The organism is Fontisubflavum oceani (assembly GCF_030407165.1).
Classification (GTDB): Bacteria; Pseudomonadota; Alphaproteobacteria; order Rhodobacterales; family Rhodobacteraceae; genus Rhodophyticola; species Rhodophyticola oceani.
This window is the reverse complement of the sequence record NZ_CP129111.1, coordinates 2,430,482-2,456,612: the sequence shown is the minus strand read 5'-3', so window position 1 is coordinate 2,456,612 and position 26,131 is coordinate 2,430,482. Positions and strand designations below refer to the sequence as shown.

24 protein-coding genes and 2 pseudogenes are annotated in these 26,131 nt (G+C 61.4%); 17 read left to right on the top strand and 9 right to left on the bottom strand.

Annotated elements, in window-relative coordinates; all coding sequences use genetic code 11:
• The first annotated feature begins 9 nt into the window (after positions 1 to 9).
• Positions 10 to 882 carry a 3-hydroxyisobutyrate dehydrogenase gene (mmsB, locus tag QTA57_RS12585; RefSeq protein WP_290151807.1) on the top strand — a complete coding sequence of 291 codons (873 nt, stop codon included), beginning with the start codon at positions 10 to 12 and terminating at the stop codon, positions 880 to 882.
• On the opposite strand, the gene QTA57_RS12580 is transcribed toward mmsB, so the two are convergent.
• Entirely contained in the window at positions 879 to 1,376 is a 498-nt protein-coding gene (locus QTA57_RS12580) for an SRPBCC family protein (protein ID WP_290151806.1), read from the bottom strand. The genes mmsB and QTA57_RS12580 overlap by 4 nt on opposite strands.
• Positions 1,373 to 1,702 (bottom strand): ArsR/SmtB family transcription factor, encoded by a 330-nt coding sequence (locus QTA57_RS12575; protein WP_290151805.1) that lies wholly within the window; start codon positions 1,700 to 1,702, stop codon positions 1,373 to 1,375. The genes QTA57_RS12580 and QTA57_RS12575 overlap by 4 nt, the downstream gene beginning before the upstream one ends.
• Positions 1,703 to 1,891: 189 nt before the next feature.
• On the opposite strand from QTA57_RS12575, the gene QTA57_RS12570 reads away from it, so the two are divergent.
• The 4 genes from QTA57_RS12570 to QTA57_RS12555 all read left to right on the top strand — a co-directional run bounded on the left by QTA57_RS12570 (position 1,892) and on the right by QTA57_RS12555 (position 4,336).
• Positions 1,892 to 2,314: a DUF2852 domain-containing protein gene (locus tag QTA57_RS12570; RefSeq protein ID WP_290151803.1), complete on the top strand. Its 423-nt coding sequence runs from the start codon at positions 1,892 to 1,894 to the stop codon at positions 2,312 to 2,314.
• A gap of 99 nt (positions 2,315 to 2,413) precedes the next feature.
• Complete coding sequence (locus QTA57_RS12565; RefSeq protein WP_290151802.1) at positions 2,414 to 2,887, top strand: DUF2852 domain-containing protein; 474 nt, start codon at positions 2,414 to 2,416, stop codon at positions 2,885 to 2,887.
• Positions 2,888 to 2,981: 94 nt separating this feature from the next.
• Positions 2,982 to 3,416: an RDD family protein gene (locus tag QTA57_RS12560; RefSeq protein WP_290151800.1), complete on the top strand. Its 435-nt coding sequence runs from the start codon at positions 2,982 to 2,984 to the stop codon at positions 3,414 to 3,416.
• Positions 3,417 to 3,508: 92 nt separating this feature from the next.
• On the top strand, positions 3,509 to 4,336 hold the full coding sequence (locus QTA57_RS12555) for an arginyltransferase (RefSeq protein WP_290151797.1): 828 nt from the start codon (positions 3,509 to 3,511) through the stop codon (positions 4,334 to 4,336).
• A gap of 118 nt (positions 4,337 to 4,454) precedes the next feature.
• Here the strand turns inward: QTA57_RS12555 and QTA57_RS12550 are convergent, their stop codons facing one another.
• From QTA57_RS12550 to QTA57_RS12540, 3 genes are all read right to left on the bottom strand, one after another.
• Positions 4,455 to 6,809 carry a TRAP transporter large permease gene (locus tag QTA57_RS12550; RefSeq protein WP_290151795.1) on the bottom strand — a complete coding sequence of 785 codons (2,355 nt, stop codon included), beginning with the start codon at positions 6,807 to 6,809 and terminating at the stop codon, positions 4,455 to 4,457.
• A gap of 83 nt (positions 6,810 to 6,892) precedes the next feature.
• On the bottom strand, positions 6,893 to 7,804 hold the full coding sequence (locus QTA57_RS12545) for a TRAP transporter small permease subunit (protein ID WP_145208456.1): 912 nt from the start codon (positions 7,802 to 7,804) through the stop codon (positions 6,893 to 6,895).
• Between the two features lie 119 nt (positions 7,805 to 7,923).
• On the bottom strand, positions 7,924 to 9,009 hold the full coding sequence (locus QTA57_RS12540; protein ID WP_171559354.1) for a TRAP transporter substrate-binding protein: 1,086 nt from the start codon (positions 9,007 to 9,009) through the stop codon (positions 7,924 to 7,926).
• Positions 9,010 to 9,508: 499 nt separating this feature from the next.
• Here QTA57_RS12540 and QTA57_RS12535 point away from each other — a divergent pair, with 499 nt between their 5' ends.
• The 3 genes and pseudogenes from QTA57_RS12535 to ilvN all read left to right on the top strand — a co-directional run bounded on the left by QTA57_RS12535 (position 9,509) and on the right by ilvN (position 13,295).
• Positions 9,509 to 10,591, top strand: coding sequence for a carcinine hydrolase/isopenicillin-N N-acyltransferase family protein (locus QTA57_RS12535; protein ID WP_290151793.1), 1,083 nt, complete (start codon positions 9,509 to 9,511; stop codon positions 10,589 to 10,591).
• 307 nt (positions 10,592 to 10,898) lie between these two features.
• A pseudogene (locus QTA57_RS12530) lies at positions 10,899 to 12,654 on the top strand (acetolactate synthase 3 large subunit).
• Positions 12,655 to 12,734: 80 nt separating this feature from the next.
• A complete protein-coding gene (gene ilvN, locus QTA57_RS12525; RefSeq protein WP_145208448.1) occupies positions 12,735 to 13,295 on the top strand; it encodes an acetolactate synthase small subunit in 561 nt (186 codons plus the stop codon).
• A 198-nt stretch (positions 13,296 to 13,493) separates the two neighbouring features.
• Here the strand turns inward: ilvN and QTA57_RS12520 are convergent, their stop codons facing one another.
• Complete coding sequence (locus QTA57_RS12520) at positions 13,494 to 13,778, bottom strand: EF-hand domain-containing protein (RefSeq protein WP_290151791.1); 285 nt, start codon at positions 13,776 to 13,778, stop codon at positions 13,494 to 13,496.
• Positions 13,779 to 14,088: 310 nt separating this feature from the next.
• Here QTA57_RS12520 and QTA57_RS12515 point away from each other — a divergent pair, with 310 nt between their 5' ends.
• Complete coding sequence (locus QTA57_RS12515) at positions 14,089 to 14,643, top strand: RNA polymerase sigma factor (protein ID WP_290151789.1); 555 nt, start codon at positions 14,089 to 14,091, stop codon at positions 14,641 to 14,643.
• A gap of 24 nt (positions 14,644 to 14,667) precedes the next feature.
• Here the strand turns inward: QTA57_RS12515 and QTA57_RS12510 are convergent, their stop codons facing one another.
• Positions 14,668 to 15,210, bottom strand: coding sequence for a GNAT family N-acetyltransferase (locus QTA57_RS12510; RefSeq protein WP_290151788.1), 543 nt, complete (start codon positions 15,208 to 15,210; stop codon positions 14,668 to 14,670).
• A 177-nt stretch (positions 15,211 to 15,387) separates the two neighbouring features.
• Here QTA57_RS12510 and QTA57_RS12505 point away from each other — a divergent pair, with 177 nt between their 5' ends.
• Positions 15,388 to 16,536 (top strand): aromatic ring-hydroxylating oxygenase subunit alpha, encoded by a 1,149-nt coding sequence (locus tag QTA57_RS12505; RefSeq protein WP_290151786.1) that lies wholly within the window; start codon positions 15,388 to 15,390, stop codon positions 16,534 to 16,536.
• Complete coding sequence (locus QTA57_RS12500; RefSeq protein WP_290151785.1) at positions 16,533 to 16,748, top strand: hypothetical protein; 216 nt, start codon at positions 16,533 to 16,535, stop codon at positions 16,746 to 16,748. The genes QTA57_RS12505 and QTA57_RS12500 overlap by 4 nt, the downstream gene beginning before the upstream one ends.
• A gap of 3 nt (positions 16,749 to 16,751) precedes the next feature.
• On the opposite strand, the gene QTA57_RS12495 is transcribed toward QTA57_RS12500, so the two are convergent.
• Positions 16,752 to 17,315 (bottom strand): lytic transglycosylase domain-containing protein, encoded by a 564-nt coding sequence (locus QTA57_RS12495; protein WP_290154910.1) that lies wholly within the window; start codon positions 17,313 to 17,315, stop codon positions 16,752 to 16,754.
• A gap of 207 nt (positions 17,316 to 17,522) precedes the next feature.
• Here QTA57_RS12495 and QTA57_RS12490 point away from each other — a divergent pair, with 207 nt between their 5' ends.
• The 4 genes and pseudogenes from QTA57_RS12490 to trpE all read left to right on the top strand — a co-directional run bounded on the left by QTA57_RS12490 (position 17,523) and on the right by trpE (position 22,819).
• On the top strand, positions 17,523 to 18,014 hold the full coding sequence (locus QTA57_RS12490; protein WP_290151783.1) for a single-stranded DNA-binding protein: 492 nt from the start codon (positions 17,523 to 17,525) through the stop codon (positions 18,012 to 18,014).
• 160 nt (positions 18,015 to 18,174) lie between these two features.
• Positions 18,175 to 19,377, top strand: coding sequence for an aminotransferase (locus QTA57_RS12485; RefSeq protein ID WP_290151782.1), 1,203 nt, complete (start codon positions 18,175 to 18,177; stop codon positions 19,375 to 19,377).
• Positions 19,378 to 19,448: 71 nt separating this feature from the next.
• On the top strand, positions 19,449 to 21,305 hold the full coding sequence (locus QTA57_RS12480; RefSeq protein ID WP_290151781.1) for a SurA N-terminal domain-containing protein: 1,857 nt from the start codon (positions 19,449 to 19,451) through the stop codon (positions 21,303 to 21,305).
• A 3-nt stretch (positions 21,306 to 21,308) separates the two neighbouring features.
• A pseudogene (gene trpE / locus QTA57_RS12475) lies at positions 21,309 to 22,819 on the top strand (anthranilate synthase component I).
• 28 nt (positions 22,820 to 22,847) lie between these two features.
• Here the strand turns inward: trpE and QTA57_RS12470 are convergent.
• Positions 22,848 to 24,398 carry a divergent polysaccharide deacetylase family protein gene (locus QTA57_RS12470; RefSeq protein ID WP_290151779.1) on the bottom strand — a complete coding sequence of 517 codons (1,551 nt, stop codon included), beginning with the start codon at positions 24,396 to 24,398 and terminating at the stop codon, positions 22,848 to 22,850.
• Positions 24,399 to 24,516: 118 nt separating this feature from the next.
• Between QTA57_RS12470 and QTA57_RS12465 the strand changes: the two genes are divergently transcribed.
• Together QTA57_RS12465 and trpD are read left to right on the top strand one after the other, a co-directional pair.
• The gene (locus QTA57_RS12465) at positions 24,517 to 25,104 is read left to right on the top strand and encodes an anthranilate synthase component II (RefSeq protein WP_290151777.1); all 588 of its coding nucleotides are present in this window, start codon (positions 24,517 to 24,519) and stop codon (positions 25,102 to 25,104) included.
• Complete coding sequence (gene trpD / locus QTA57_RS12460; RefSeq protein WP_290151775.1) at positions 25,101 to 26,120, top strand: anthranilate phosphoribosyltransferase; 1,020 nt, start codon at positions 25,101 to 25,103, stop codon at positions 26,118 to 26,120. Before QTA57_RS12465 ends, trpD begins: the two co-directional genes overlap by 4 nt.
• Positions 26,121 to 26,131 lie beyond the last annotated feature (11 nt).

Genomic DNA, 26,131 nt, shown 5'->3' with positions numbered 1-26,131 from the left:
AGACGGATGATGAATATCGGCTTTATCGGCTTGGGCAATATGGGTGCGCCCATGGCGGCCAATCTGGCGGCGGCGGGCCATACGGTAACCGGTTTTGACCTTGTGGCCGATTGCCCCGACGGCGTAACCCCTGCCGACAGCGCGGTGGAGGCGGCGGCGGGCCGGGACGTGGTCATCACGATGCTGCCCAATGGTGCGATCCTGCGCCGGGTGGCCGATGAGATTCTGCCCGCCATGGCGCCCGGCGCAGTTTTGGTCGATTGCTCAACCGTTGAGGTCGACGCGGCCCGTGATGTCGGCGCGGCGGCGGAGGCGGCCGGGCTTGGCTTCGTCGATGCGCCTGTCTCCGGCGGGGTTGGCGGGGCCGCAGCGGGCACCCTGACCTTCATGGTCGGCGGCAGCGATGACGCCTTTGCCACCGCCACCCCGCTTTTTGAGATCATGGGGCAGAAAGCCGTGCATTGCGGCGGCGCGGGCAATGGTCAGGCCGCGAAGATCTGCAACAACATGATCCTGGGCGTGACGATGATCGCCACCTGCGAGGCCTTCGCGCTGGCCGACAAACTAGGGCTCGACCGGCAGGCGATGTTCGATGTGGTCTCCACCTCCTCGGGCTATAGCTGGACGATGAATGCCTATTGCCCCGCGCCGGGCGTCGGGCCGCAAAGCCCTGCCGATAATGACTACCAGCCCGGCTTCGCGGCCGAGTTGATGCTGAAAGACCTGCGGCTCAGCCAACAGGCCGCCGATGCGGCGGATGCCGATACGCCGATGGGTCAGGCAGCGACATCGCTTTATGAGACCTTTGTGGAAACCGAAGGTGGCGAGGGCAAAGATTTCTCCGCCATGCTGCCCCGGTTTGAGGCGCGTGGGCGCGGCTAGGTCGGACCCGCCCGCAACACCAGATCGAGCTGCTGATAGCTCATTTCCATACCCTCGGTCATGCCGGTCGCCAGTGCGGTCTGCATCGCCTCGGGCGTTTCGTATGCGATCCGGGTGGTAACCACGGTTTCATCCGCGACTTCGGCAAAGACCAGCGTGCAGGTGCAAAACCCCATCTCTCCGCCAAGGCTGCCCGGGTCGTAATACTGCGTTTCGACCAGGCGTTCGGGCGCCACCACTTCTAGAAATGTGCCGTGAAAGCCGAACCGCGCGTCTTCCGTCTCGCTCCGCCATTCCCACCGATAGGCCCCGCCCACCCGCAGGTCCATCTCGCAAAGCGGCATGGTCCAGCCCGGCGGGCCAAGCAACCAGCGCTGCATCAACTCTGGTTCGGTGAAGGCGCGAAAGACCAGATCGCGCGGGGCGGCGAAGCGGCGGGACACCTCGATCTCCGTGGCGCTGATCTCCCGGATTTGGGCCGTGTAAACCGTCATGAGGCCTCTCCTTTGCCCTGCAACTCCGCCAGAAGCCCATCCAGCCGGGCATAGTTTTGTTCGAATGCGGCGCGGGTTTCTTCCAGCCAATCGCGGGCCGGGGTCAGCGCCTCGGCCTTCAACACGCGTGGGCGCGATTGGCCGGCCACCCGCGTGCCGATCAGCCCCGCCTCTTGCAACACTTTAAGATGGCGCGACACGGCCGGTTGGCTGATCTCAGACAGCGCCATCAGTTGGGTCACCGTCGCCTCGCCTTCGGCCAAGCGGGCCAGAATGGCGCGGCGGGTTGGATCAGACAAAGCCGAAAAGGTGCGGTCGAGCTGCATGGCGGCCTCCAAACATAGATGGCATCTTATATAACAAATTCTCTATGTAATGCAAACCCCGCCCGCAGACGAAAATGTAAAGAAGATTTACTTTTCGACATCCACCCCCTTGCGTCGCGCTTCGGCGATGCCATATGAGTTAATGTGATTAACATTAACATCCACACGCACTCAAAAGGAGCCCCAGTGATGACCACCACCACCGCCGCCCCTGTCGAAACCGCCCAAGGCTGGCTTTCGCGATCCGAGGCATGGCTAGACAGCAAAGGCAAAGGCGCTTGGATCGCCTTCATGGTCCTTGGCTTTATCTTCTTCTGGCCGATCGGCCTCGCCCTTCTGTTCTATATGATCTGGAGCAAACGCATGTTCAACGGTTCCTGCAAATCCCGCCGCCACGCCCATATGCACGGGAATAAGTTCCGCAGCTCGGGCAACACCGCCTTCGACAGCTACAAAGCGGACACGCTGCGCCGGTTGGAAGAAGAGCAGAGCGCCTTTGAAGAGTTCCTGCAGCGCCTGCGCGATGCCAAGGACAAGGCCGAGTTCGACCAGTTCATGGAAGACCGGTCCAAGGCGAAGCCGGTTGAAAACGGCGAGCCGACAGAAGCCTGATCGAGCAACGCCTGATGCGGCCCCCCTTCCCCCCAAGGGGGCCGCATATCTTTTACCCAGCCCCGGATTTGCTCCGGCGTTTCGTAAGGATCAGACAAGATGACGACCGACAGTGAGCACAGCTTCGACCAAGACCACCACCAGGACCGCGGATCGACGCTGATCCCCCTTCCCGTCCAAATCCTCACCATCATCTTTTATGCCGGTTTCGCGATCTCCGTCTCCATCGTCGCAATGGCGCTGTTTGGCATCATCGGCGTTGTCCTGGCCGCGCTCTTTGCCTGGCAATGGGGCCGCCTCCCGGCGCTCAATGGCCGGAACACGCCGCCGCAACCAATCGAATGGTTGCGCCCAAGCGTGCCTGAACCCGGTCCGAAAACCAGCGGCAATGCCAGTTTCGATGCCTATCGCGACGCGCTGATGCAACGGCTTGAGAAGGAACAGACCGATTTCGAAGGCTTCCTGACCCGACTGCGCGAGGCAAAAGACAAATCCGAATTTGACCGGTTCCTCGACGACCGTGCCACGGCACGTCGCGAGGCGCGGGAGGCTGGTGCCACAACTCCGGCCTAAACCGCCCGCGCGGCCCTGTCCGTCCACCAACGTATGGGGTCGCGCATCTCAAAACCCCTTTTCAAGAGGCCTTAGACACGCCATGACTCCCGCCATGACCTCCCGTTTACCCGACCCGCATTATCAGGCCGTGTTTTACAGCGGCGTCCCGGCCAAGCGGTTCTTTGCCTGGTTGATCGACGTGGTGATCATCACCCTCATTACAGTCATGCTCGGCCTGGTCACGCTGACCCTTGTTTTCTGGATCTGGCCGTTGGTGTATCTGATCGTCAGCTTCCTCTATCGCAGCGCCACCATCGCTGGCGGATCCGCCACGATTGGGATGCGGATCATGAACATCCAACTCCGTGGATCGACCGGCGCGCGCCTTTCCGGCGGCGAGGCGATCATTCACACCCTGGCCTATCTCACCTGTGCCGCCTTCGCGATCCCGCAACTGATCTCACTGGTGCTGATCGTGATCGGCGACAAGCACCAAGGTTTGCATGATCTTTTGATAGGATCGGCGATGATCAACCGCCCGCGCTAAACCATCAGCGTTAACACTTTAAAAACCAGTTGCCCCTATGGGGCAGCTGGTGCAGGCTTTGTTCATAAACGCGAACAACTTAGCCGCTGGATATGCGCCACACCCTTCCGATTGCGCCCCAATTCTACGTCACTGCCCCGCAGGCCTGCCCGTATCTCGACGGGCGGCGGGAGCGGAAGCTGTTCACCGCTTTGCAAGGTGAACATGCGGGCAAACTGAATGATGCGCTGTCGAAGCAAGGCTTTCGCCGCTCGCAGAATGTGCTTTACCGCCCGTCCTGCGCCGATTGTTCCGCCTGCCTCTCCGCGCGCATTCGCGTAGCCGATTTCGAGCCGTCGAAAAGCCAACGCCGTGCGATCCGGCGCAACGCCCACTTGGCCCGCACCGCGCGCTCGCCCTGGGCCACCGAAGAGCAATACGCGCTTTTCCGCGATTACCTCGACAGTCGCCATGCCGATGGCGGCATGGCCGATATGGATGTGTTCGAGTTTGCCGCGATGATCGAGGAAACCCCGGTCCGCTCCCGCGTTGTGGAGTACCGCAACCGCGACACCGAAGATTTGACCGCCGTTTGCCTGACTGATGTGCTCGATGACGGGCTGAGCCTGGTTTACAGCTTCTTCCGCCCCGACCTGCCCGCGCAGTCGCTTGGCACCTATGTGATCCTCGATCATGTGGAAATCGCCCGTGAGGCGGGGCTGCCTTATGTCTATCTCGGCTATTGGGTGCCGGGCTCGGCCAAGATGGGCTATAAGGCGAAATTCTCCGGTGTCGAAATCTATATCAACGGGGCCTGGCAGGATTTGGGCGATCCGGAGCAGTATTCGGATCAGACCCATCCACTCTCGGTTGATCCGATTGCCCATCAAGTGGCCGAGATCACCCTGCCCGATATCCGGGCACCCTCGGCGATCGACTGAGATCACAGCACACTCACGTTACACATAAGACGGATGATCCGGCCCACCCAAGGCCGGTCACTCAACGCAAAAACGGGGCCCAAGGGCCCCGTTTTCATGTTCATTGCCTTCGCGCGCCTTACGGCAGCAGGTCCGGCACGATGGTAACGATCCCCGGGAAGAGCCAGAGCAGCCCGAGACCAACCACTTGGATACCCACGAACGGGATCACACCGCGATAGATATTCCCCGTCGTCACCGATTTCGGCGCGACCCCCCTGAGATAGAAGAGCGCAAAGCCGAACGGGGGTGTCAGGAACGAGGTCTGCAAGTTCACCGCGATCATGATCGTCACCCATTTCGGATCAAGCGTACCGCCATAGATTACCGGCCCCACAATCGGGATCACGATGTAGATGATCTCCAGGAAGTCCAACACGAAGCCCAGGATGAAAAGGATCAGCATCACCACCAGGAACACGATCATCTCATTGTCGAAGCTCCGCAGGAACTGCTGAATGTAATGCTCGCCGCCGAAGGAGATCAGCACCAGGTTCAGAAGCTGCGACCCGATCAAGATCGTAAAGACCATCGAAGTCACTTTCGCGGTCTCTCGCACCACCGGGCTGAGAATGTTCGAGCGGAACAGCACCCAACAGGAGAAGAGCAGACCGAAGAAGGCGAAGTGATAGGCGAACTGCGCCGCGATATAGGCCACCCAATCCTCAAACGGCACGGTTTCGCGGGTGATCCGAAGGTCGAAATTCACCCCAAGAAGGATCATGATCACCACCGCGAAGGAGGCCCAGATCACGATCTTGGATTTACCGTTTTCCTCTTTCAGCTTGCGATAGGCTGCAAGCATGATCGCCCCTGCGGCACCCAGAGCCGCCGCCGGGGTTGGATTGGTGATGCCACCGAGGATCGAGCCAAGCACCGCAACGATCAGAACCAGCGGCGGGAAGACCACGCGCAGAAGTTCATTCTGTGCCAAGCGCCCCAAGGCAGATCGGCAGCCATAAAGCGTGATCGCCATCGGGATCGCGAGGATCATGAAGGTGCCACCGGGGCTGGTCTGCGGGCCGATGAACAGAATATCCGCCAAGATCGCCAGAAGGACGCCACCGCCGCCAATGAGTAGCGGGCGCGGATCGTCGCTTGGCGACACCCCGCGCGCGATGATCAGGATCAGCGACAGAAGCACGAAGAGGATAGCGACGCCCAGACCAATCGGGGCCGCATTCGCCAGCGCCTCGACCAAGGCCGCCGCGCGTTCTTCCTCGCTAAGCTGCTCGCCTGCGCCGCCATCGGCGGCCGCACCCAAAGCGGCCCGCTCGGCAACGGCCAGATCCCAGGCCTCTTGGCCATGCAACTCGATCATCGCGCCTTGGCACTGCTCGGACACATTGGTTCGGAGGCTCGCGCCCTGGCTCGATTCTCCATAATCGGACACGCGAATGTCCTGATTGCCGACAAGCCCGACACTGCCCGCCAACACAACCGCGCCGATCAAGCCAATCGGAGCAATGAGGAACCAGGTCAACGCCTCAGAACGTGTGCGGACGGCACCATTGGCCTGGCCTTCAATCTGCACAGCCGGTGCCTTAGATGGGTTCAACATCGCGAAGCCGAACGCATACGCTCCGTAAAGCCCCGCCAAGAAGATCCCCGGCAGCAACGCCGCCTGGAACAGCGTACCAACCGAGAGAACCGCCGGTTCGCCCAAATAGGTCAACGCATCGGAACAGCCCGCAAGCTGCGCCCGGGTTTCTTGCCCGGTGGCATAGAGATCGCCCACCAGCGTTCCCAAAAGAACGATCACAATCGAGGGTGGAATGATCTGCCCCAAGGTGCCCGAGGCGGCAATCACGCCCGTGGCCAGTTCGGGCGAGTAGTTGTTGCGCAACATCGTCGGCAATGCCAGCAGACCCATCGTCACCACGGTGGCGCCAACAATCCCGGTCGAGGCGGCCAGGAAGGCGCCCACGATCACAATCGACACCGCCAAACCGCCCGGCAGCGGGCCAAAGACGCGCGCCATGCTGGTCAGAAGGTCTTCGGCGATTTTGGACCGCTCAAGCGTGATGCCCATCAGAACGAACATCAGAACCGCCAGAAGGGTTTCGATCGACTGGCCCGCGATGACGCGTTCGTTCATCCGGTTGACGATGAACGAGATATTGCGGTCCATCGCCTGTTCCCAACCGCCGATGAAGAGCGCCTCTTCGATCCGTGGCAATTCTGGGTATCGGAAGACCGATATGGATTCGCGCACCACCCCTTCGGCCACCAACGCGGCATATTCCGCCGAACTGGTGTCGATCGCCTCGTGGATCAGCAAGCCGGCGCTGTCGAGCGCCGCGATGATCGCAAATGAGATGACGCCAGCGCCGCCGATGGCAAAGGCCACCGGAAACCCGGTCATGATTCCCGCAAACAGCGTCAGGAACACAATGATCAGGCCAACCTCGACCCCATCCAATCCGAAAAGCATGATGTCGCCTTTCCCCTCCGTTGAGCGACGCGTGACGCGCCGTTCTTATCCCGTTAATCGGCGATTGCCGTCGTCGCCTTGCCTCAGGTCGAGCCCGAGTGAATGGCGTGTTCCAAATCTTCGGCCTCGTCGCCGGTTCTGTCGCGGTCCAGATATTTGCCCGCACTTTCCTCGCCCTCGACCCATTCCAGGTAGGAGCGCCAGAAGAACGCGATGGCCTGAAGGAAGACGAGAACGCAGAAGGCGACAATCAGGACTTTGAACAAGAAATACGCGTTGAAGCCGTTCGGGCTAAAACCGATGGTTTCCACGTTCCAGCGGAAAATGCGCGACTGCATCAACATCCGGTCGATGTCGCTGGTCGCCGTCACGGTCGGCGTCATCAGGTGCCGCCACATAAAGAACCAAGCATAGAGATACGTGATGGTGATCGCTGGTATCATGAAGAACAAGCAACCGAACATGTCGATCACGCGCCGGGTCCCGTGCCGCACCGCCGAATAGACCAGATCGACCCGGACATGGCCGCCCTGCACAAAGGTGTAGGACACACACAGGCAGACAACGAGCGCGTTATAGAGTTTCAGCTCTTCGCCCCACCAGCTCAGATCTTGGCTGAAGGCCGTGCCCAATGGCCCGAGCTGAATTTCCGCGACGCGGAAGATCCGCTGCAGAAACACGATCATCACTTGCTGCAGCACCATCAAAAGGCCCGCCCAGGCGGCGAAGCGTCCGACGCCATTGGCAAAGGCTTCCAGACCCCGGACACATCCCCAGAGGATCGACCGTTTCCAAAACATGCCAAGCGCGGAGAGCACCAAGAAGGTGGTGAACACGACAAAGAAGAACTCGACCGAGGCCCCATAATAGATGAAGCGCATCACCGCTTCGGGGTTGCTCCAGTTCAACCAATCTCCTGGATTGGCGATGGCAATGGCGAGATTATAAGGCGCTAACGCAATATTCTGCAGCACCCATAAAATGAAATCGATCATGCGGTGGTCCCCCGAACGTCCGCGATCGCGGCGTCCCCTATCGGATGAAGCGCAAGCAAGAGCATATTCCGCCCGGACCGACGTGATAGGCCCGGGCGGAACGGTTGGTCAGTCGCGGATCAGGCCGCGTTCACCCGGTTGCGCTGGCGCATGTATTCGCCGTCACCGAGTTCAAACCAGGTTGCCGATTCTGCCATCGAGCTGAAATAGCTCTCTGCGATCTGTGCGTAGATCGGATCACCCATGTTCTCCTCACGCACTTCCGCAGCGGCGCGACCAAAGGCATCCCATACATCCTCGGGGAATTCGCGAACCTGGACACCCTCAGCCTGCAAACGGGCCAAGGCTGCACCGTTTTCAGCAAGCGACAGCGCGAGGTTGTCGGAATAGACCGCACGGCATGCCGTATCCACGATCTCTTTCTGCTGGTCGGTCAGCGATTCCCAAACCTCGAGGTTGAAGGACAGGGTCAGAGCCGAACCCGGCTCGTGGAAGCCCGAGGTGTAGTAGGTGTTAGTCACCTCCTGGAAGCCCATCCGCTCATCCGCGTAGGGCCCGATCCATTCGGCACCGTCGATCTGACCCGAGGCCAGCGCCTGATAGATCTCACCGCCGGGGATGTTCTGAACCGAAGCACCAAGGCGACCGAGCACCTGACCACCCTGACCGGGCATCCGGAAACGCAGGCCCTGCAGGTCTTCTGCCGAGGTGATCTCGGTGTTGAACCAGCCACCGGGCTGCATCGCGGTCGAGCCGCACATGAAAGATTTCAGGTTGAACAGGCTGGCCAGTTCGTTGTGCAGGTCATGACCACCGCGGTGGTAATACCAGTTTGCCATTTCCTGACCGGTCATGCCAAACGGCACCGAGGTGAAGAAGGCGAAGGCCGGGTGCTGGTTCAGGAAGTAGTAATCGGCCGAGTGATACATGTCGGCCTGGCCGGACGACACGGCGTCGAACACTTCGAATGCGCCCACCAAGCTGCCAGCCGGCATTTTGTTGATGGTTAGGGCGCCATCGGTCATCGCAGTGATGCGATCCGCAGCCATCTGTGCCGCGTCGTCAAAGATGGCAAACCCATCTGGAACAGACGTCACAAGCGTCAGCGTACGGTTACCTTGCGCGTAAGCCGGTGCGGCCAGCGTTGTCGATGCCGCTGCTGCGCCACCGAGTGCAGACGTTCTCAGAAAAGAACGACGATCCATATGGTATCCTCCCCATTTGGAATTTCCGCCACCCCCCTCGGATAGCGGTTTTTGGTTTATGGTAGACGCACGTTAGCGAAGCCCTGCGTCACATCAAACAGTTTTCAACCCGAAATCGCCGATTTTGTCAAATTTTTTTACCAAAATCGGGTTTTCGCGGAAATTTCAACCTATGGTTGTGTGTGGTTATCGCTAACTCTCGCGGAGTCTCAAAAATTTAGTTGCTACCGTAAACGAGTCACCGAAACGGCGCAGCAAACGCGAGTCTCACCGGCTCTGACAGCAACCGAAACTCCCTTATGAGTCTCCCCTCAAACTGTCACCGGCGCATAACAGGGCCAGTGTCGAGCGAACCAGCCAGATCGTCTCGGGCACGCCGCAACCAACGGACCGCCATTGGCGAATGATCCGCGCAGTTCACGAAAACCGTCTTGCGGCCCGTCGTCAGGCTCAAGCTTCATCTCTCCATCTCAACGCGTAATGATGTGGGAGAGAGCATATGGTCAATCATTTAGGTGGTCTGTCGTTCATGCGTCGGATCACATGGCTTGGCGCCGCAATCTGGCTGTTCGGACTCTCATCACTGGCATTGGCCTGTTCAACCGTCGCCCTTGGACGCGATGCCGATCTGCGCATTGTTTATAGCTACGACCAGTCGGACAGCGGCGCGGGCATCCTTCTTCTCAACCCCGCTGGTGCCGAGCGTCGCTCAATCATGGGTGCTGCTGGCCACGTCTGGACCGCTCGCTTCGGCAGCGTGACGTTCAATCAGTTTGGGCCGGGCATGCCGACCGCCGGCCAGAACACCGAAGGCCTGGTCGTCACGCTGATGTGGAATGACGCGGTCGTGTATGGCGGGCCGCCGACCCGGCCAATCGTCAATGAATTGGAGTTCATTCAGCTGTTGCTGGACAGCGCGGCAACTGTGGAGGAGGCGCTCACGCTATTGGACCAGGTTGCCATTGTCGGGATGGTTCCGATTCACTTCTTTATGGCCGATGCCCGTGGCGACATGGCGATCCTGACGCCGCGCGACTCTGGCATAGACATACATCGCGGCCACGAGATGCCGATCCCTGCCCTGACCAATACAAGCTATGACGACCTGCTCAATGAGATCACCGTGTTTGACGGGTTTGGTGGCAACCGCCCGATCCCGCACGGATCGCACTCTGCCGTCCCGTCCAGCCTGGAACGTTTTGCCATCGGCGCAATCGCGGCGCGGGCACAAAGCGGGCCAGTTGATGATACAACTGCCATCCGCCTGCTGCAGGATCTCGCCAACCCAGTGACTCAATGGCAGATCGTGTTCTCGCCCCGCGCCGGTGAGATCCACTATCGCCTGATTGGCGAGACCCGTCTCAATCTGGTCGATCTGAATGAGGCGGATCTGACCTGCCAAAACCTTCCGATGCATTTGCACCTCGCCGCCCCGGTCACCCCGGCCCCGCTTTCGCATGAGCTGCTTACGGCGCAGCTCCAAGAGGTCCTGACTTTCTTCCCTGAAACAAGCGGGATCAGCCCGGAAGCCGCCCCAGAGATGGCAAACGCGCAATTGGCCGCGATGATGTGCCCGGAGTAAATCCGGGCCCAAATTCCATTTCCGCGCCCTGGCGACAGTTTGGCGCAGCAATATTGCGCAAAAAACTGCACGCACGACACTTTCAGAACAGATTTGGCTGTTGACGCCCCTTTCCGTCGCTCCTAATCTCGCCCCGCAACGTAAAGGAGCCTCTGGAATGCTTGGCATTCTCGTACTTGTAGGAAACACGCGCATGGGTCGGTGACGACAACCATATCGGTACCCCATGCGCCCCCGTCTCACCGGGGGCTTTTTTATGCAAACCTGACGGCCTGATAGGCAGGCGCGTGACAAAAGGACCAAAACGATGACACGTCAGATGACCGGCGCAAAAATGGTGGTTGAAGCTCTGAAGGATCAGGGCGTCGACACGGTATTCGGCTATCCCGGCGGCGCGGTCCTACCGATTTATGACGAGGTGTTTCAGCAAAACGAGATCCGCCACATCCTGGTGCGCCATGAACAAGGGGCGGTCCACGCGGCCGAGGGATATGCGCGCGCGACTGGCAAGCCTGGCGTTGTTCTGGTGACCTCGGGTCCCGGCGCCACCAATGCGGTGACCGGCCTGACCGATGCGCTGATGGATTCGATCCCGATCGTGGTTCTGACCGGCCAGGTGCCGACCTTCATGATCGGCTCCGACGCGTTTCAGGAGGCTGACACCGTCGGCATCACCCGGCCCTGTACCAAGATGAACTGGTTGGTGAAAGAAACCGACAAGCTGGCCAGCACGATTCACGAGGCGTTTCATATCGCCAGCGCCGGCCGCCCCGGCCCGGTTCTGATCGACATCCCGAAAGATGTGCAATTCGCCACCGGCAACTATACCGAAAAAGCCAAAACCAAGGTCAGCCATTATCAGCCGCGCGTAAAAGGCGATATCGACATGATCACCGCGTTGGTCGAGGCGATGGAGACGGCGGAACGCCCGCTTTTCTATACCGGCGGCGGCGTGATCAATTCCGGCCCGCAGGCCAGCACCCTGCTGCGCGAGTTGGTGGATGCCACCGGCTTCCCGATCACCTCGACCCTGATGGGTCTGGGCAGCTACCCCGCCTCTGGCAAGAACTGGCTCGGCATGCTGGGGATGCATGGTCTCTACGAGGCCAATCTGGCGATGCATGGCTGCGACCTGATGATCAATATCGGCGCGCGGTTTGACGACCGGATCACCGGACGGATCGCGGATTTCTCGCCCGGCAGCCGGAAGGCGCATGTGGATATCGACCCCTCCTCGATCAACAAAGTGATCCATGCCGATTTCCCGATCATCGGCGATGTCGGCCACGTGCTGGAGGATATGCTCAGGGTCTGGAAAGCGCGCGGGCGTAAAACCAACTCGGCCGGGCTGGCCAAATGGTGGGAGCAGATCGAAACCTGGAAGACGGTCCGCTGCCTGGATTACAAAGCCGACACCAAGGTGATCAAACCGCAATATGCCTTGGAGCGGCTTGAGGCGCTGACCAAAGACCACGACCGGTATATCTGCACCGAGGTGGGCCAGCATCAGATGTGGGCCGCGCAGTATTTGGGCTTTGAAGACCCGAACCGTTGGATGACCTCGGGCGGCCTCGGCACGATGGGCTATGGCGTCCCGGCTTCCAGTCGGGGTGCAGGTTGCCCATCCTGACGCCTTGGTGATCAATGTGGCGGGTGAAGCTTCATGGCTGATGAATATGCAAGAGATGGGCACCGCGGTGCAGTTCCGCCTGCCCGTCAAACAGTTCATCATGAACAACGAGCGCCTGGGCATGGTCCGACAGTGGCAAGAGCTGCTGCATGGGGAGCGCTATTCCCATAGCTGGTCTGAGGCGCTGCCCGATTTCGTGAAACTGGCCGAGGCGTTTGGGGCCAAGGGCATTTTGTGTTCCGACCCCGCCGATCTGGATGACGCAATCATGGAGATGATCAACCATGATGGGCCGGTGATCTTCGATTGCTTGGTCGAGAAGCATGAAAACTGCTTCCCGATGATCCCCTCGGGCAAAGCGCATAACGAGATGCTCTTGGGCGAAGCCTCGACCAAAGATGCGATTGATGCTGATGGCGCGGTGATGGTCTGAGCCTTTTGACTCAGACACCCCGCCGATCATAGATGACACACTCCGGTGGGATCCCCCACCACAAGACCGAAAGATCCCTTATGTCCCCGCTCAAAATCGAAAAAGGCGCCTCGAGCCATTCTGCCTATGACCTTCGCAGTCATATGTCGGAAGAGATTGAGACCCACACGCTGGCCGTGCTGGTCACCAACGAGGCGGGCGTCCTTGCCCGCGTCATCGGGCTCTTCTCCGGCCGCGGCTATAACATCGACAGCCTTACCGTGGCCGAGGTCGATCATGAGGGCCATCGGAGCCGGATCACGATCGTGACCTCGGGCACACCGCAGGTGATCAACCAGATCAAGATGCAGCTTGAGCGCATGGTGCCGGTGCACGAAGTGGCGGACCTTTCGGTCGAAGGGGCATTTGTCAGCCGCGAATTGGCGCTGATCAAAGTCATGGGCAAAGGCGAGGCCCGGGTCGAAGCGCTCAGGATCGCCGAGATTTTCCGCGCCAATGTGGTGGATTCGACGCTTGAAAGCTTCGTCTTCGAGATCACTGGGACACCAGACAAGATCGACGCGTTTTGCGATCTGATGCGCCCCTTGGGCGATGTCCGTCTGGCTCGGACCGGCGTGGCCGCCATCGCCCGCGGCGTCTGATCCCGCATCCGGCGCGGAACCGCCCGACAAAACGCAGCCAAAAGCAAAAACAGCGGCCCAGAACGGGCCTCCGTTTGACAACAGACTCAAAGAAAAAACCGGCGCAGCCGAGGCATAACAGCCGCGCCGGTTTCCCGTATTCATACGCCCCTCGGTGGATCGGGGATTACGAGGGGCCCATGCGTACGGTCCCCCGCGTTAACCGGCGGGAATGATGCCTGCCTCTTGCGCCGCATTCAGTTCATCGGCGTCCAGAGCGCCGCTTTCGTCCGCGTCCAGCGTGGCGAAATCGGTCTCGGTCATATCAGGCATGGCCATCAGAAGCTCGGTATACGAGACCAGCCCGTCGCCATCGGTATCCAGCGAAGAGCCTTGGCCCATCGCATAGCTTGCGGCAACGAGACCCATGACAAGCGCCAGAGCGCCGAGCCAGAGGGCAAATGTGCGGCGGCCATTGGCCTGTTGGATTTGGGGAAAGGTCATCCGTGATGTCTCCTTTGAGAACAGTTGGTGTCCGAGGACCGCCTGTTTGCGGCCCCCATGCATACCAAGACCCTCTCGACCGGCATTTCATCCCATGACCGGGACTTGCCCGGATTTTCGGCAGCCCGCCGCTAAACCCGCAGATCCGCCTCAGCAACCCGCCGCCGATCCAAACCCCGGGTCGCAAAGCCCCGCCGATGCGGCGCACCATTGAGCCAAGCGTTGCCGACAATCCGGACCGGAGATTGCAAGACCGCCCGTCGCCCCTAATCCTATGCGCCTCACTCGTGATCCCTGCCCGAGAGGCGCTATGCCCGACACCCCAGCGTTCCAATTTCCGCCAAAACCGCCCGAGCCGCGCGTGATACCAACGGACACGGCCCGCCATCTCGAAGCGCTTTTGCCTGATCTGAGACGCGTGGGCCGTCGGCTTAGTCGGACTTGGGAAGATGCCGACGATCTGGTCCAAGATACCCTTCTCAGGGTCTGGACCCGGATGGCCGACCCGGACGCGGGCGAGATTACCGATCTGCGCGCCTATGCCTTCACCGCACTGCGCAACCGCGCCCGCGCGCGCAGTCTCCCCTTCTCGGAACTCACGGCAGATCCTGGCCAAGCGCCCGAAGCCCCGGCCCGCCTCGCCTGCGCTGACACCTTGGCCGCCATCGACGCCCTGCCACCGGAGCAAGCGCAGCTGCTTCGGCTCCGCGCGATCGAAGGTCAAAGCTATGCCGAGATCGCGGCCGCCACCGGCCTGCCGATCGGAACGGTGACCTCCCGCCTGGCCCGAGGCCGCGCGGCGTTGTGCGAAAAGATGGGGCTGAGCCCGGATACGCCGGTTTCGGCCCTTCTTGATCAGGGATGAATCCTGGGCCAAGCGCCCGACAGATCACTCTGCGGTTGCGGGGCCGCCCAGCACCATCCGATAGAGAACCAACCTATGCGCGGGTCCGGCCGCATGGCCATGATCGGTAAATCCACAGCGCTGCATCAACTGGCGAGAGCGATGATTGGGAACATCGACCGACGCCACAAGTTCGGTCAAACCAAGCGTGTCGCGGGCATAATCGATAAGCGCCTCTAGCCCGCCCCGTGCCAGACCGCGCCCCCAATAAGCCGGGTCAACGGCAATAAGCGGTTCGATCTTCCCGCCCATATCCGCCGCCACCGCAATCTCAGCTGACACCGGCTCCAACCCGGCCAAACCAGCCACGCTGCCGCGGCTTGTTTCGATCACCCAGAGGCCCAGACCCCGCGCAGCCAACGCATCGCTGCGCGCCAACATATCGGCCACCGTCGCACGTGGTAGCACGATGTCATCGCAGAGGAAGCGCCGCACGTCAGGATCATGCAAAAGCGCCAGGACCGCGTTGAGATCCCCGGGCTCCGTCGGTCGCAAGCGGCCCTCTGGCAGAGAGAGGCAAGGTTTCATTGGCGTCTCATATCACAACATGACAGCGCGTTTTTATCGCATCAATGTACCAGGCCACAGTCGGAAATCACGGCTTATTCGCGACATCCGCCATGTCGCCGATGAAGAAGACGGCCAAAACGCGGACACGCCAGTCTTGTGGGCAGAATGAGCAACCGACAAAAGCGGAGGGTCCCCATGGCAGATGATTTTCGCCTCACCGGATTGGAAGATGTTCAGGCCCCGATTGAGCGGGCCCATGGGCTGCCCAATGCCCATTACACTGATCCAGCAACCATCGCCGAAGAGAACCAAGCGGTTCTGGCGACCGGTTGGGCGGGCCTGGCGGTCGGCTCGGATGTGCCTGAGGTCGGTGACGCGGTGCCGATCAGCTTTCTAGGTCAGCCCTTGCTGCTGCTCCGAGACGACAATGATCAGGTTCGGGTGTTCCAAAACATCTGCCGCCATCGAGGGATGATCCTGGTTTCCGAGCCGCGCAAGATCGAAGGCGCAATCCGGTGCCCTTATCATTCCTGGTGCTATGCCAAGGATGGCCGCCTGGTCGCCACACCCCATGTGGGCGGACCTGGGCAAAACACCCATGCGGGGATCGACAGAGCGACGCTTGGGCTGGTGGAGGTGCGCAGCCATATCTGGCGCGATGTGGTGTTTGTGAACCTCTCCGGCGAGGCCGCGCCATTCGAAGACGTTCATGCCGATCTCATCGCCCGCTGGTCTGAGTTTGACCAACCGCTGCACCATGGCGGCGCGGGCAGCAGCTTCATCTTGGAGGTGGCCACCAACTGGAAGCTCGCGGTGGAGAATTACTGCGAAAGCTACCACCTGCCCTGGATTCATCCCGGTCTGAACAGCTATTCCCGCCTTGAGGATCACTATCATATCGAGGCGGAGGGGCGGTATTCCGGCCAGGGCACTTATGTCTATCGTCAGCTGAAAGACGAGGACGGCAAGAGTTTCCCCGATTTCGACGACCTCTCCGACACCTGGGACACCGCCGCGGAATACATCGCCGTCTATCCCAATGTGCTTCTCGGCGTGCATCGCGACCATGCGTTCACCATCATTTTGGAACCGGTGGCGCACAATCAAACGCGGGAACATGTGCATCTCTATTATGCCCAGCCCGACACAGATCAGGGGCTGCGAGAGCGGAATGCAGCGCTTTGGAAAGAGGTATTCGAGGAGGACATCTTTGTTGTCGAAGGGATGCAGGCCGGTCGCGCCGCCCCAGGGTTTGACGGCGGGCGGTTTTCACCGGCGATGGATGGACCAACCCACATGTTCCATGCCTGGGTCGCTGGCCGGATTGCCGCTGCCCGCGAATGACTCGCGAAGAATTAGACGCGGCGCTGCTCGCCGCCCATGCGGCGGGCAATAGGGCCGCGCTGATCGAGCTTTATAGGCAAGCGTCGGAGGCAGCAGAAACCGATCAAGCGCGGGCGTTTTATCTGACCCACGCTTATGTCTTCGCCTTGGAGGCCGGTGCGCCAGAGGCGGACGCGTTGCGTGACGGATTGCGGGCGTTGAAGGCGATCTGAGGCCTAGCTGGTGCCGAGGATGATCCGCACGTAGTTCCGGGTCTCGCGATAAGGCGGGACACCATTATGCCGGTTCACCGCCTCGGGCCCCGCGTTATAGGCCGCAAGTGCCAGCCGCCAGGAGCCGAAGGTGCGATATTGCTCGGCCAGATAGCGCGCGCCGCCGTCGAGGTTCTGCGACGGGTCGCGCGGGTTCACGCCAAGAATGCGCGCCGTTCCCGGCATGAGCTGCGCCAGGCCAATCGCACCGGCATGGCTGACCGCGTTGGGGTTCCAATTGCTTTCCTGCGAGACCAGACGCAGGAACAAGTCCTCGGGGATGCCATGGCGACGTGCCGCCGCACGGGCGATATCCAAGTAAGGCCCGCGATAGCTGCCCGTCCAACGCGGCACGATGGTGGAGGCCGACCGGGTGCCTTCGGTATAATTTGGCGTCAGCCGCACCGAGCCCGAATACTGCGTTGCGGCCCGACTATCGAGGAGCCGGGTTGCGGCCCCAAACCGGTCCAGTCGATCCGCCAATGCCGGCGCCGCCAGCAGCGCGGCCAGACAAAAGCCAAACGCCATCTGCGCCAAGCGCATCGCCCCAAGCCTATCCCCCATCACGGCCCCGATCCTTCCAAAGCCATTAACCAGTCGCGGCATCATACAAAAAAACCTGCAAGTTTCCAGACCAACGGGTTCAGGCCGGGCAATTCGCCTTTCAATCATCAGATACGGATGCTCTAACTCTCGGGCAAACGCAGATTCGCGACACGACATTTGGGAGGTGACATGGCCGGTTCCGTCAACAAAGTGATCTTGATAGGCAATCTGGGCCGCGACCCAGAGGTCCGCACGTTCCAGAACGGCGGCAAAGTCTGCAACCTGCGCATCGCGACCTCGGAGACGTGGAAAGACCGCAACACCGGCGAACGCCGTGAGAAGACCGAATGGCATTCTGTCGCGATCTTCAATGAAGGGTTGGTGCGGGTGGCGGAGCAGTATCTGCGCAAAGGCTCGAAGGTCTATATCGAAGGCCAGTTGCAGACCCGCAAGTGGCAGGATCAAAGCGGTCAGGATCGCTATTCGACCGAAGTGGTGCTGCAAGGGTTCGGCAGCACCCTGACCATGCTCGACGGTCGCAATGAAGGCGGCGGTGGCGGAGGCGGTTATGGCGGAGGCGGTGGTTATGGCGAAGACCGTGGCGGGCCGCCCGATGATCGCGGCGGGCCCGCTGGCGGCTTCGGCGGTGGCGGCGATATGGATGATGAGATTCCGTTCTGAGCCTAGACTGGTCTTGCCTGTTGTTAAGCGGAGGCCCGTTCCGGGCCACGATACACATGATTTGGCGCGCTCCTGAGAGCGCGCGGCGGTTGGCAAGCGGCGTGGGACTGATACGCGGCGCATCTGCTGCGCGTTTCAAGGCGCTGTGAGGAGAGACAGGATGTCAGGCGTTAGGCCCACCCCGGTAAATCCGCGCTATGCGGCGACCATTGCGCCGCCGGTGATGGAGGCGCGACGCTGGATCGACGGGGTGAGCTTCCCTGAGGACCGCCCGTTGATCAATCTCAGCCAAGCCGCCCCTGTGGCCCCACCACCGGAGCCGTTGCGACAGGCCATGGCGGAAGCGCTTTTGACGGTTCCGGAGAGTCATCTTTATGGGCCGGTTCTTGGTCTGCCGGTGTTGCGCGCCGAATTGGCCATCCAATGGAGCACAGGCTACGGCGGTGTGATCCGGCCCGACCAAGTGGCCGTAACCGCGGGGTGTAACCAAGCCTTCACAAGCACACTCTCGACGCTTGCGGGCGCCGGCGATGCGGTGATCTTGCCAACACCTTGGTATTTCAACCACAAGATGTGGCTCGACATGGAGGGGGTTGAGGCCAAACTCTTGCCCACCGGCGACGATCTGTTGCCCAACCCCGAAGAGGCCGAGACACTGATCTGTGATCGGACCCGGGCGATCATCCTGGTCAGCCCGAATAATCCCGGCGGTGTTGAATACCCCGCCGCCCTGCTCCGCGCCTTTTACGATCTGGCCAAACGGCATGGGTTGGCCCTGATCCTCGATGAAACCTATCGCGATTTTCATTCGCAGACCGGTGCGCCGCATGATCTCTTCACCGATCCGGATTGGGATGAGACGCTGATCCATCTTTATTCCTTCTCCAAGGCCTATCGGTTGACCGGCCATCGGGTTGGTGCCGTCATGGCCTCCCCCACCCGTCTGATCGAAGTGGAGAAGTTCCTCGACACGGTTGCAATCTGCCCGCCACAGATCGGCCAGATCGGCGCGCTTTGGGGGATGCGGCATCTGGGCGATTGGCTGGCGGGCGAACGGCTGGAAATCCTGCGCCGCCGCGATGCGTTGGTCTCCGGGTTCCAACGCCTGCCTGGTTGGCAACTTCTGGGCTGTGGTGCTTACTTCGCTTATGCGAAACACCCGTTTTCGCAGCCCTCTGATCAAGTCGCGCAACGTTTGGTGCATGATGCGGGCATCTTGGTTCTGCCGGGCACGATGTTTGGCCCGGCCAAAGATCAGGGCGGCAACGGTCAGGCGGAAGCGACCTTGCGGATCGCCTTTGCCAATGCCGATGCAGAGGGCTTGTCAGATGTGGTGGACCGACTGGCGCAGCTCTCGACCTAGCCACCTCTTGCCCCCTTACGCCCGAGCGCGTAGATCACTGCAAACGACGCCCTTGGGAGGGACCTGCCGCGATGGCCAAGAACGCCGCCAAAAAAGCATCGAACATCTTTGTCTGGATCATCTTGGGGCTGTTGATGCTGGCCTTGACCGGGTTTGGCATCACCAGTTTCACCGGCTCGGCCAGTCAGATCGGCAGCGTCGGCGACGCCCGGATCACCGCCAATGAATATGCCCGGGCACTGCAGCGCGAGATCAGCGCCCAAGTTGCACAGACCGGACGCCCGATCAGCTTGCGCGATTTGGCGGCGCAAGGCGTCGACCGCGCCGTGTTGGACGGATTGGTGGCCCGCGCGGCCTTGGCCCATGAGACCCGCGCCATGGGCATCTCCGTCGGCGACGAAGAGGTGGCCCGCCAAGTGCAGGAAACCAGCGGCTTCATGGGCTCGGATGGCAGTTTCGACCGCGCTGGCTATGAATTCGCCCTGCGCGATGCCGGGCTCACACCGGCGGAGTTTGAACAGAACCTGCGCGAGGATGTGGCCCGCTCGCTGTTGCAAGTCGCGATTGTTGGCGGTGTCTCCGCCCCGCCGCTTTTTGCCGAAACCCTCACCGCCTATCAGACCGAGACGCGAGATTTCTCGCTCCTCCGGGTGACCGAACTGGACCTGCCCACCGGGCTGCGCGCGCCGAATGACGCGGATTTGGCCGCAGAATACGAAGAAAACGCCGCGCAATTCACCCGGCCTGAGGCCCGCACCATCACCTATGCCTGGGTGCGCCCGACGATGATCATGGATGATGTCGAGGTCAACGAAACCACCTTACGCGAGCTTTATGACGAGCGCGGCGAGCTTTACAATCAACCCGAACGCCGCCTGTTGGAGCGCCTGGTCTACCCCTCGCAGGAAGAGGCCGAGGCCGCCCGTACCGCCTTGGATGCTGGCGACAGCAGTTATGATGATCTGATCGCTGCCCGGGGTCTCACCCTGGAAGATGTGGATCTGGGCGAAGTCGCCCGCGAAGATCTCAGCGATGCCGCCGCCGAGGCGATTTTTGGCACCGAAGATGAAGACATCATCGGCCCGGTGGACAGCGTCTTTGGCCCTGCCCTGTTCCGGGTGAATGCCATCTTGGACGCAACCCAGGTGCCGTTCGAGGATGCCGAGCCGGATCTGCGGGCTGAATTGGCCTCCGAGGCTGCGCGCCGGGCAATTGGCGATATCCGGACCGATGTGGATGACCTGATGGCGGGCGGCGCGACCTTGGAAGAGCTCGCCGAAGACACAATCATGGAACTGGGCACCATCGACTGGCGTCCTGGCTCCGATGAAGGCATCGCAGGCTATGACGCGTTCCGCGCGGCCGCAGCCGCCGCGCAGGAGGGGGATTTTCCCGAACTTCTGGAGCTGTCCGATGGCGGGCTTTTTGCCTTGCGCCTGGACGCGATTGTGCCGCCCACCCTGCCCGATCTAGACGATATCCGCGATGAGGTGGAGGCCAGCTGGCGCGCCGGAGAGCTGCGCGATCAGGTCACCGCCCGCGCCAATACCTTGGTGTCGGAGATGATCTCCGGCGGCGCATTGGAAGAGCTTGGCCCGCGGGTCACCCAAGAGGTGCAAATCCGGCGGCAAGACTTCATCCCAGATCTGCCCCCGACCCTGGTGGCGCAGATGTTCCAACTCGCGGCGGTGGGCGATACCGCTGTGATCCCCGGCGCAGAATTCGCCGTGATCGCCCGGCTTGACGCCATCAACAGCGGCGCGCGTGGCACCCCCGGCACCGACGCGCTTTTGGCCCTGATCGGCGAACAGGGCACGCAATCCATCGCGCAGGACGTGTTTGAGGCCTTTGGCCAAGCGCTTGAGGCCGATGTCGGCATCTCTCTCAACCCCACGACGATCAACGCCGTGCACGCGCAGTTCCCCTGAGCCATGGCGTTGACCCCGACATTCGAGCACTTTGCCGAAGGCTGGGAGGCGGGCCGCAACCAGCTTGTCTATGCCCGGCTGGCGGCCGATCTGGACACGCCGGTGTCGGTGATGATGAAACTCGCCGAGGCCGGGCAGGACAGTTTCATCCTGGAAAGCGTCACCGGCGGCGAAATCCGTGGCCGCTATTCGATCATCGGATTGAAGCCCGATCTGATCTGGGAATGCCGGGGCGAGACCAGCCGGATCAACCGGACGGCCCGCTTTGATCGCGATGCCTTCGCCGCTTGCGACGCGCCGCCCCTAGACGCGCTCCGCGAGATTTTGGCCGAGAGCGCGATCGATATGCCCGATGACCTGCCCGCGGCGGCGGCGGGTCTTTTCGGGTATCTCGGCTATGACATGATCCGCCTGGTCGAACATCTGCCAAACGTGAACCCCGATCCGCTTGGTCTGCCCGATGCGGTGATGATGCGCCCTTCAGTGATTGCGGTTCTGGATGGGGTTAAAGGCGAAGTCACCGTGGTGTCGCCCGCCTGGGTCGGTGGTGGTTTGTCGGCCCGCGCGGCCTATGCCCAGGCGGCTGAACGGGTGAGCGATGCGCTCCGCGATCTGGAACGTGCGCCCACGACCGCTTCGCGTGAAATGGGCGAGGTGACACAGACCGCCGCGCCAGTCTCGAACTTCGCCAAGGCGGACTACCTGGCCGCCGTTGAAACCGCCAAGGATTATATTCGCGCAGGCGATATTTTTCAGGTCGTCCCGTCGCAACGCTGGCGCCAAACCTTCTCGGAACCGCCTTTTGCGCTTTACCGGGCGCTGCGGCGGACCAACCCCTCGCCATTCATGTTCTTCTTCAATTTCGGCCCGTTTCAGGTGGTCGGCGCCAGCCCCGAAATCCTGGTCCGGGTGTTCGATGGTGAGGTGACGATCCGCCCGATTGCAGGCACCCGCCCAAGGGGGCCACAGCCGACGAAGACAAAGCGCTGGAAGCCGATCTACTGGCCGATGAGAAAGAGCTTGCCGAACATCTGATGCTGCTGGATTTGGGCCGGAACGACACCGGCCGTGTGTCAAAGATCGGCACGGTCCGGCCCACCGAAGAGTTCATTGTCGAGCGCTATTCTCATGTGATGCATATCGTCTCGAATGTGGTGGGCGAACTCTCCGACGAGCATGATGCGCTCTCCGCGCTTCTGGCCGGTCTGCCAGCGGGCACCGTTTCCGGCGCGCCCAAAGTGCGGGCGATGGAAATCATTGATGAGTTGGAACCGGAAAAACGCGGTGTCTATGGCGGCGGCGTGGGATATTTCTCGGCCGGGGGCGATATGGATATGTGCATCGCGCTCCGCACCGCTGTGGTGAAAGATGAGACGCTCTATATCCAAGCCGGCGGCGGCGTCGTCTATGACAGCGACCCGGAAGCGGAGTTCCAAGAAACGGTGAACAAATCCCGCGCGATCCGTAAAGCGGCTGAGGACGCCGGGGCCTTCACCCAACGCGGCAACCGCTGATCCCCCGCGCCTCGAGTGGCTTCGGTGTCTATCGGGTCAAGACCGCCGAGACCGGTGCCATGGCCACGCTTTCGGACCGCGCCCCGAGGGCCCAAGAGAAAAGCGCCGTCACCGTATCGGAATAGGTATGCCCGATGACGATGACGCTGCCATCCTGCCCTGCCGCGAAGGCCGCCCGGTCCAGATACCGCGTGATCACCGTGGCCCGTTCCCGCTCGGAATCGATTTGCCGGAACAGCGTTGCTGCGGGCACATCCACCCGGACGGCACTTTGTTCCGCGGCGTTCAGGCCGCGGGGATAGGCCACCAATCCATGGCCGGTCTCTTGTAGGACCGAGATCACCGCATCGAGCACAGGTCGGTCGCCTTGCACCCGATTCTGATCGCTATCCAAAACCGCCACCGCTTCCGGCAAGACTTCAAATCCGCCTGCCAAAGCCACCTCGACATCGGCTGGGGCCGCACCGGCAGGAAGCATATCCTCGGCCAGCATCAATACCTCAAACCCTGCCGCGCGATATGCGGCCGCATTCTCCGCCGCTTGCGGGCGGGTCGGGTCAATCGCGAAACTCACCGGAAAGGGGAAGCTCTGCAAAAGGGTCCGGTCGAGACCAAAAGCTGGGTCATCGATGAGGATCACCGCCATCAACGGTCGTGTCTCTGCGGCGTCAAACTCCGCCGCGAACGCTTCGATCGCCGGGCGCGCAGCAGTATCCTCTGGCATCGTCGATGCAGCATCCTCTTGATCCATCTCCGTGCCTACATCGGTCGGCAGTGGATCACCGATCCGAGGCAAGCGCGGTTCAGAAAGACCAGCGGCTTCCAGCGGAGCGGGACCGGGGTCTGTCGGCTCAACCGGCTCAGGCTCAGAGGTCTCTGCCGGGTCGGCCGACTCCGATGGCTGATCCAAAACTGGCGCGGCGGCTGGTGTCGTATCGAGGCGGACCGCGCCGGGATCGGTCTCGATCTGCGGCAAGCCAAGCGGTGCCGGTTGCAATTCTTGCGGCGGCGCAAGTGGGTCTTGATCCGTATTGGTGACCTCTGGCGTGGTTCCATCCGCGGTTGGCACATTTATCTGTGGCAGATCGAGCGCCGCAGTCGCGGTCGGAAGTGGCGCGGAGGCGGTATCGGGTACAGGCGACCCGGTCAGCACATCCGGGGCCGGTGCCGCGCTCCCCGTTGGAGGGGTTACGTCCGGCGCTTGATCTGTGATGGGGAGAGCCGCTGCCTCGTCCGGCGGAGGCCGGTTAAACTCCGACCCGGCAGGCAGAGGCACGTTATCGGCTGGTCCCTGCGCGGTCTCAGATTGCTCGACCGCCCCACCCATCTCCGGTGCGCCTGCGGTGGCGTCGCTTGTTGGGGGCGTCTCGACCTCCGGCGTCTCCAGAGGATTGGGAGCTTCATCCTCGGCGGCAAGCTCCGGCAATTCGGGCCGGGTATCAGCATCACCCACTCCCACCATTGAGGCCGCTGGCGCGCGCTCTTCCGGCAGCGGCGCGTTCAAGGAAATCACGGCCAGAAAAAGCGCTGAAAACAACACGCCCCAGACCATCCCAATGATCACACCTCTGCCCATCATCGCTCCTCATTCTCGCGCGCCGTTCTTGCCCGATCCCTTGACCCCGGGGCGCGGCTGTTGAACATGTATAACGCGGGCGCGCGTCGCCTTCACCCCCTTTCGGAAAGGCCCCGGCCCCATGCTGCTGTTGATCGATAACTATGACAGTTTCACCTATAATCTCGTGCATTATCTAGGGGAATTGGGTGCGGATGTCCGGGTTGAGCGGAATGACGCGCTCAATGTGCAAGAGGCAATGGCGCTCAAGCCAGAGGCGATTTTGCTCTCGCCGGGCCCGTGCGACCCCTCACAAGCTGGAATCTGCTTGGCGCTGACCCAGGCTGCGGCGGAAACACGCACGCCGCTCATGGGCGTGTGTTTGGGCCATCAAGCGATCGGCGAAGCTTTTGGCGGCACAGTTCAACGTCATAGCGAAATCGTGCATGGCAAATTGGGCGAAGTGCGCCACCAGGGCACCGGTGTTTTCGCAGGCCTGCCCTCGCCCTTCCTCGCCACACGGTACCATTCGCTGGTCGTCGCCCGCGAGGGGTTGTCGGATTGCCTGGAGATCAGCGCCGAGTTGGAAGACGGCACGATCATGGGCCTCCGCCACAAAGAGCTGCCGATGGAGGGGGTGCAGTTTCACCCCGAAAGCATCCGCTCCGAGCATGGCCATCAGATGCTGAAGAATTTCCTCGATATGGCGCGGATCGGAGAGCCCGCATGAATGATGCAATGAAGCCGCTGATCTTCGCCGCCTCCGAAGGACCGCTCAGCCGGGCGCAGGCGGAAGAAGCTTTCGGATACCTCTTCGAAGGCCAAGCCACACCGGCGCAGATTGGCGGATTGCTGATGGCGATGCGGGCGCGTGGCGAATCCGTGGCTGAATACGCCGCCGCTTCGGCGGTGATGCGGGCGAAATGTGTACCAGTGCGCGCACCTGAAGGGGCGATGGATATCGTCGGCACCGGCGGTGACGGGATGGGGACGCTCAACATCTCCACCGCCACGGCGTTTGTTGTGGCCGGGGCCGGTGTACCGGTGGCGAAACATGGTAACCGCAATCTCTCCTCGAAATCCGGCGCGGCGGATGCACTTGGCCAGATGGGGATCGACGTGATGGTTGGCCCAGAGATCGTGGAGCGCGGCATCGCGGAAGCGGGCATCGGCTTCATGATGGCGCCGATGCACCATCCGGCGATCAAACATGTCATGCCCACCCGGCAAGAGCTCGGCTGCAAGACGATTTTCAACATCATCGGCCCATTGACCAACCCCGCAGGCGTGAAACGCCAACTCACCGGGGCCTTCGCCATCGACCTGATCTATCCGATGGCCGAGACCTTGCAGGAGCTTGGGTCCGAAAAAGTCTGGCTCGTGCATGGCGCGGATGGCACCGACGAGATCTCGATCAGTGGTGAGACCTCGGTCGCCGTGTTGGAAGATGGCAAGATCCGCGGACGGCAAGTTCACCCCGAAGAGGCGGGGCTGCCGGTTCACCCGCTGCGCGACATTTTGGGCGGCACACCGCAGGAAAACGGCCATGCCTTCCAGGCGCTGCTTGACGGGGCACCAGGGGCCTATCGCGACGCAGTCTTGCTCAACGCAGCGGCGGCGCTGATCGTCGCGGATAAGGTGACAACCCTGGTGGAAGGGGTTGAAATGGCACGCGAAAGCATTGATAGCGGCAAGGCCAAAAACGCGGTCGAGACGCTGGCGCGCATCACATCGGAGGCGGCATGAGCACCCCAACC

Bases quoted from the DNA above. Each gene is read 5' to 3' on its own strand.
- QTA57_RS12500 (WP_290151785.1), top strand. From the start codon at position 16,533: ATGACTCGCGAAGAATTAGACGCGGCGCTGCTCGCCGCCCATGCGGCG.
- QTA57_RS12580 (WP_290151806.1), bottom strand. From the start codon at position 1,376: ATGACGGTTTACACGGCCCAAATCCGGGAGATCAGCGCCACGGAGATC.
- QTA57_RS12575 (WP_290151805.1), bottom strand. From the start codon at position 1,702: ATGCAGCTCGACCGCACCTTTTCGGCTTTGTCTGATCCAACCCGCCGC.
- ilvN (WP_145208448.1), top strand. From the start codon at position 12,735: ATGTCCCCGCTCAAAATCGAAAAAGGCGCCTCGAGCCATTCTGCCTAT.
- QTA57_RS12470 (WP_290151779.1), bottom strand. From the start codon at position 24,398: ATGATGGGCAGAGGTGTGATCATTGGGATGGTCTGGGGCGTGTTGTTT.
- QTA57_RS12565 (WP_290151802.1), top strand. From the start codon at position 2,414: ATGACGACCGACAGTGAGCACAGCTTCGACCAAGACCACCACCAGGAC.
- QTA57_RS12570 (WP_290151803.1), top strand. From the start codon at position 1,892: ATGACCACCACCACCGCCGCCCCTGTCGAAACCGCCCAAGGCTGGCTT.
- QTA57_RS12560 (WP_290151800.1), top strand. From the start codon at position 2,982: ATGACCTCCCGTTTACCCGACCCGCATTATCAGGCCGTGTTTTACAGC.
- QTA57_RS12540 (WP_171559354.1), bottom strand. From the start codon at position 9,009: ATGGATCGTCGTTCTTTTCTGAGAACGTCTGCACTCGGTGGCGCAGCA.
- QTA57_RS12485 (WP_290151782.1), top strand. From the start codon at position 18,175: ATGTCAGGCGTTAGGCCCACCCCGGTAAATCCGCGCTATGCGGCGACC.
- QTA57_RS12490 (WP_290151783.1), top strand. From the start codon at position 17,523: ATGGCCGGTTCCGTCAACAAAGTGATCTTGATAGGCAATCTGGGCCGC.
- QTA57_RS12480 (WP_290151781.1), top strand. From the start codon at position 19,449: ATGGCCAAGAACGCCGCCAAAAAAGCATCGAACATCTTTGTCTGGATC.
- mmsB (WP_290151807.1), top strand. From the start codon at position 10: ATGAATATCGGCTTTATCGGCTTGGGCAATATGGGTGCGCCCATGGCG.
- QTA57_RS12515 (WP_290151789.1), top strand. From the start codon at position 14,089: ATGCCCGACACCCCAGCGTTCCAATTTCCGCCAAAACCGCCCGAGCCG.
- QTA57_RS12505 (WP_290151786.1), top strand. From the start codon at position 15,388: ATGGCAGATGATTTTCGCCTCACCGGATTGGAAGATGTTCAGGCCCCG.
- QTA57_RS12495 (WP_290154910.1), bottom strand. From the start codon at position 17,315: ATGGCGTTTGGCTTTTGTCTGGCCGCGCTGCTGGCGGCGCCGGCATTG.
- QTA57_RS12550 (WP_290151795.1), bottom strand. From the start codon at position 6,809: ATGCTTTTCGGATTGGATGGGGTCGAGGTTGGCCTGATCATTGTGTTC.
- QTA57_RS12535 (WP_290151793.1), top strand. From the start codon at position 9,509: ATGGTCAATCATTTAGGTGGTCTGTCGTTCATGCGTCGGATCACATGG.
- QTA57_RS12510 (WP_290151788.1), bottom strand. From the start codon at position 15,210: ATGAAACCTTGCCTCTCTCTGCCAGAGGGCCGCTTGCGACCGACGGAG.
- QTA57_RS12545 (WP_145208456.1), bottom strand. From the start codon at position 7,804: ATGATCGATTTCATTTTATGGGTGCTGCAGAATATTGCGTTAGCGCCT.
- trpD (WP_290151775.1), top strand. From the start codon at position 25,101: ATGAATGATGCAATGAAGCCGCTGATCTTCGCCGCCTCCGAAGGACCG.
- QTA57_RS12555 (WP_290151797.1), top strand. From the start codon at position 3,509: ATGCGCCACACCCTTCCGATTGCGCCCCAATTCTACGTCACTGCCCCG.
- QTA57_RS12520 (WP_290151791.1), bottom strand. From the start codon at position 13,778: ATGACCTTTCCCCAAATCCAACAGGCCAATGGCCGCCGCACATTTGCC.
- QTA57_RS12465 (WP_290151777.1), top strand. From the start codon at position 24,517: ATGCTGCTGTTGATCGATAACTATGACAGTTTCACCTATAATCTCGTG.